Source organism: Ensifer sp., from assembly GCF_035999185.1.
In the GTDB taxonomy this organism is placed as follows: domain Bacteria; phylum Pseudomonadota; class Alphaproteobacteria; order Rhizobiales; family Rhizobiaceae; genus Ensifer.
Genome location: NZ_DASYHB010000074.1, coordinates 1 through 4382 on the forward strand (window position 1 = coordinate 1; position 4382 = coordinate 4382).

Here is a 4382-nt window from a genome sequence, read left to right on the forward strand (position 1 = left end):
AGCGAAGCACGGTTGTCCGTCGGACGGGGATTGAATGCCAAATTTGTTCGGTTTTAAGAAGCCGCTCGGCTCCTTAGCTAGAGTCTGCGCGGCGATCACCCGTAGGGTGCCGCAGATTCTGACATCCGTTGCTCTGGCGGCTTCTCTCGTGACGCCTGGTTTTGCACCTCCCGTTGAGGCCGCCGGCCAGACCCGCACGCTGAAACTCTATTTCATTCATACCCAGGAAAAGGCGCAGATCACCTTCAAGCGCAATGGCCGTTACGACGCCAAGGGCCTGCAGGAGATCAACCGCTTCCTGCGCGACTGGCGACGCAACGAGCCGACGAAGATGGATCCGCGCCTGCTCGATCTCGTCTGGGAAGTTTACCAGAAGAGCGGTTCGCGCGATTACATTCACGTGGTCTCCGCTTACCGTTCGCCGGCAACCAACGGCATGCTGCGTTCGCGCTCGAAGGGCGTCGCCAAGAAGAGCCAGCACATGCTCGGCAAGGCGATGGACTTCTACCTGCCCGACGTGAAGCTGAAGACGCTGCGCGAAATCGGCGTGAAGTTCCAGGTGGGTGGCGTCGGTTACTATCCGACCTCAGGCTCGCCGTTCGTTCACATGGACGTTGGCGGCGTTCGTGCCTGGCCGCGCATGAGCCGCTCCGAACTCGCGCGCCTTTTCCCCGATGGCAAGACCATGCACCTGCCGTCCGACGGCAAGCCGCTCCCGGGCTATGACCAGGCGGTCGCCGACTACAAGCGTCGCGTCGGTGCCTCGGCGATCCAGGTTGCCGGTGGCGGTGCCACGGGCCCAGGCGATACCGCAAGCGGCAAGCGTAAGGGCAACCTTTTTGCCATGCTCTTTGGTGGTGGCGGTGACGAGGATGAAGAACCCTCGGCAATCGCCGCCGGTCCTGGTGGCGACGACGAAGGTGGCGCTGCGCCCGCCAAGGTTCAGACGGCGGCCGCGCCTGCTGCCCAGGAAGCGCTGCCGGGTGTCGCCGGCTCCGTTGCCGCCGAGCCGGCTGTTGCCGCCGCGGCCGAACAGAATATCAATGCTCCGGTTCCGGCCGTGCGCCCCGCATTCAAGGAATCCCCTGTCGATGGCGGCGTAGCCGTTGCATTGGTGGCACCGCAGGCGAACCCGGCCCAGGAGGCGCTTGCCGCCGCCCTGCCGCAAACCTCGGAAACGCCGAGCGAGTTTGCCGACCTTGGTTCGATGAAGGTGCCGGTCCCGCAAATGCTTGACCGCCGTGACATGAACACGCTCGTCGCCTCTGCCGACGCTTCGCCAGACTTGCAGGCGCTCGGCTTCGTGCCGGTTCCGGCCGTGCGGCCCGCAGGTGACGCGGCACTTGCCGCAGTTGCCGATGCTCAAGTCGTCGTTCCGTCCTTTGCGGAGCGTCCGGTCGTGGCATCCGCCGAGCCGCCGCGCGACGTGGCCGCCGAGGCTAAGACCCGTGTTGCGCTTGCGGCGCCGACGCCGGCTCAACGCCAGCCGGTATCACAGCAGCCAATCGAGATGGCCGCCTACGCGCCGCAGTCGGGCACCAATACACGCGCAGCGATTTTCGACAGCGCTTTCGACACCCAGGCCGAGGCGCCGGCAAAGGGCGGTCGACCGAAGAAGCATGACGCCGACGCCGCGACGCGCACGTCGGTTCGCACCGAACCGAAGCTGACCCAGAAGATCATCTCCGAATGGGCATTGTCGACGGGTCGCGTGGCAACGCTTTCCAAGCCGGTCAAGGCACCGCGCTTTGTCAGCAAGTCACTGCGTGTCGCTCCGACGACTGTCTATGCCGCCGGCTTCTCGAGCAGTGCTGGACCTTCGGTCGACACGGCTCGCTTCAGCGGCACTGCGGTCAACTTCATGGAAGTGAAGAAGTTCAGCACGAACTGAGCGCCTCGTGACAGAAGATACGAAAAAGCCCGGCCATCGAGCCGGGCTTTTTGCTTCTGCGTCACGCTTTCGACGGCAATTGCTCCGAGGCGGGAAGCGGAAAGAGGTGCTGGCGGACTTGCGCAGTCCGCCTCACATTGGGCGCGCGACCGCTGCCGGTCGCTCGCAGCAGACGCTTATTCTTCGTCGGCCGCCGGCACCATGCCAAGCGCCTGAAGATAGGTGTCGAGGATCGCTTCCTGCTCCATGCGCTCGTCGTGGTCCTGCTTGCGGATGGAGATGACCTTGCGCAGGATCTTGGCATCGAAGCCGGTGGACTTGGCTTCGCCGTAGACGTCCTTGATGTCGTCGGCGATGGTCTTCTTTTCTTCTTCCAGGCGTTCGATCCGTTCGATGAAAGCGCGAAGCTGATCGCGTGCGACGCCGTGAGCATCCGACATGGTCTTCTCCTTGATAGGGGGAACTGAATTTCGTGGGTGCCGTGACGTGCCGAAAACGGCCGCCAAGGTCAAGGGTGATTGCGCAACAACCGGGTCATTTCCGTGGCGAAGGCGGGCGAGACGCCCTATTCCTTCGGACGATTGACCTCGAAGGCCGCCTTTTGCTCAGGTGTAGCGTCCCGCTGGTAGCGTGCCCGCCATTCCTCGTCGGGCATGCCATAGACGATCTCGCGCGATGCTTCCTTGTCGAGCGGAACGCCCGCGTCTTCCGCCGCCTCGCGGTACCAGTTGGACAGGCAGTTGCGGCAGAAGCCGGCGAGGTTCATCAGGTCGATGTTCTGAACATCACTGCGCTCGCGCAGATGGTTGACAAGCCGGCGGAAGGCGGCCGCCTCGAATGCGGTCTTTTGTTCGGGGGTGAGTTCGGTCATGGGCGATCATCCTGTTTGGTCGTTACGCATTTCCGGGCGCAAAAGTGCTCTAGTAGGCGCCGGTGCGCGAGGGATGGCGCTCGTAGCGATGCAAGACGGGCATGGCGTTGAGCTCACCAAGGATGGGCGCCAATCGTTCTGTCCAGGCGGCGACGCCCGCCTCGTCGGCAATCAGATCCTGCCGCACCTCGATCAATGCGTGCGCAATGCCCGGCACCATGCAATGCCGGAACATCGTATCGCCGCGCAAGGCGCCGTCATAGGGCTCGTTGTTGCCCACGACGATATCGCCCGGTGCCTCGAGCTTCTCGATCAGTGGCAACGCGGCACGCGGATCGTTGTCCCAGAGGACTGCGGCGTGCCATGGACGGGCGACGCCCTTCCAGGCCGGCGTGAAGGAATGGATCGAGATGACGAGCGGTGCGGCGCCGTGACATTCGGCGCTTCGGCCAAGCGTCTCGGAGACTGCGCGGTGATAGGGCCGGTGAAAGCGGTTCAGCCGGTTTTGCCACTCGTCTTGCGTGATCGGATGGTTGCCGGGAATGATCGCCCCGTCGGAGATCTTCATGATCAGCGTCGGATCATCCTCACCACGATTGGGATCAATCAGCAGTCGCGAGAAACAGCCAAGCACGGCGGGGGCTGCCAGCGCTGCGGAAAGGCGCCGCGTCAGCGCTTCGACGCCGATGTCGTAGGCGATGTGCCGCTCAAAGGCTGCGGCCGGAAGACCGAGGCTGCCATACTCGGCCGGCAACCGGTTCATGGCGTGGTCGGCAAGCAAAACCAGTCCGGTCGATGACTTTGCCTCGATAATCTCATAGGGAGAAAAATGCTGCATATCTCTCCAGTCCGTTTTGCGCGCGTCGTCTCGCTGATCGCACGCGTGGGCGTCAACCGCAAGAAAAACACAACTGTTTAGCGGAAACTGAAAGCAATTTACCGATTGTAATCGATTAGAGTTGCGTTGACTTTCCGAGCTGCCCGTCGCAAGAAAGTGCCACGCAAACCAAAACGGAGTTCCATCGGAAACCGTGTCCAGATATCCTTTTTCCAAGGCGAAGCCGGGGCTGACGACACTGGGAGGCTTCCTCCTGTTTTTCCTGGCAACCTCAAGCTCATTTCTCTACTCAAGCGATGCAAGCGCCGACTTCCGCGTCTGCAACAGCACCCAGACCCTTGTCGGTGTGGCCATCGGCTACCGGGCCAAGGATGGCTGGGTGACCGAAGGCTGGTGGCAGGTGCCCGCCACCACCTGCGCGACGCTCATCGAGGGCGAGCTCCAGTCCCGATACTATTATCTTTACGCGGAAGACGCGGCCCGCGGCGGCCGCTGGACCGGTGACGTCAACATGTGCGTCGCCGAGAATGAATTTAAGATCACAGGCGTCCAGGACTGCTTTGCCCGCGGCTTCCAGCGTATGGGATTCAAAGAATACGACACGGGGCGGCAAGGAAGCTGGATGGTTCAGCTCTCCGATCCGTCCGGCACGCAGGAAAGCCAGAATTGATGAAGCGGAACAGAAAAGTCAAAATCCTCGCCACGCTCGGACCGGCGTCCTCGGACGAGCAGATGATCCAGAAGCTGCACGAGGCCGGGGCCGATCTGTTCCGTATCAACAT

At 62.4% G+C, this 4382-nt stretch carries 5 protein-coding genes; 2 read left to right on the forward strand and 3 right to left on the reverse strand.

Annotated features, from left to right (window positions below):
* Nucleotides 1–34: 34 nt before the first annotated feature.
* Nucleotides 35–1891 carry a DUF882 domain-containing protein gene (locus VGO04_RS07405; protein ID WP_327495307.1) on the forward strand — a complete coding sequence of 619 codons (1857 nt, stop codon included), beginning with the start codon at nt 35–37 and terminating at the stop codon, nt 1889–1891.
* Nucleotides 1892–2067: 176 nt separating this feature from the next.
* Here VGO04_RS07405 and VGO04_RS07410 read toward each other — a convergent pair whose 3' ends face one another.
* The 3 genes from VGO04_RS07410 to VGO04_RS07420 all read right to left on the reverse strand — a co-directional run bounded on the left by VGO04_RS07410 (nt 2068) and on the right by VGO04_RS07420 (nt 3600).
* Nucleotides 2068–2331 carry a DUF2312 domain-containing protein gene (locus VGO04_RS07410; RefSeq protein ID WP_034806111.1) on the reverse strand — a complete coding sequence of 88 codons (264 nt, stop codon included), beginning with the start codon at nt 2329–2331 and terminating at the stop codon, nt 2068–2070.
* 125 nt (nt 2332–2456) lie between these two features.
* The gene (locus VGO04_RS07415) at nt 2457–2762 is read right to left on the reverse strand and encodes a DUF1244 domain-containing protein (RefSeq protein WP_327495308.1); all 306 of its coding nucleotides are present in this window, start codon (nt 2760–2762) and stop codon (nt 2457–2459) included.
* Nucleotides 2763–2811: 49 nt separating this feature from the next.
* Nucleotides 2812–3600, reverse strand: coding sequence for an N-formylglutamate amidohydrolase (locus VGO04_RS07420; RefSeq protein ID WP_327495309.1), 789 nt, complete (start codon nt 3598–3600; stop codon nt 2812–2814).
* A 193-nt stretch (nt 3601–3793) separates the two neighbouring features.
* Here VGO04_RS07420 and VGO04_RS07425 point away from each other — a divergent pair, with 193 nt between their 5' ends.
* Nucleotides 3794–4270 (forward strand): DUF1036 domain-containing protein, encoded by a 477-nt coding sequence (locus tag VGO04_RS07425; RefSeq protein ID WP_414650519.1) that lies wholly within the window; start codon nt 3794–3796, stop codon nt 4268–4270.
* The last annotated feature ends 112 nt before the right edge of the window (nt 4271–4382 follow it).

What these genes read in the sequence shown, in the direction of transcription:
- VGO04_RS07405 (WP_327495307.1), top strand. Translation starts at nt 35, where the DNA reads ATGCCAAATTTGTTCGGTTTTAAGAAGCCGCTCGGCTCCTTAGCTAGA.
- VGO04_RS07410 (WP_034806111.1), bottom strand. Translation starts at nt 2,331, where the DNA reads ATGTCGGATGCTCACGGCGTCGCACGCGATCAGCTTCGCGCTTTCATC.
- VGO04_RS07415 (WP_327495308.1), bottom strand. Translation starts at nt 2,762, where the DNA reads ATGACCGAACTCACCCCCGAACAAAAGACCGCATTCGAGGCGGCCGCC.
- VGO04_RS07420 (WP_327495309.1), bottom strand. Translation starts at nt 3,600, where the DNA reads ATGCAGCATTTTTCTCCCTATGAGATTATCGAGGCAAAGTCATCGACC.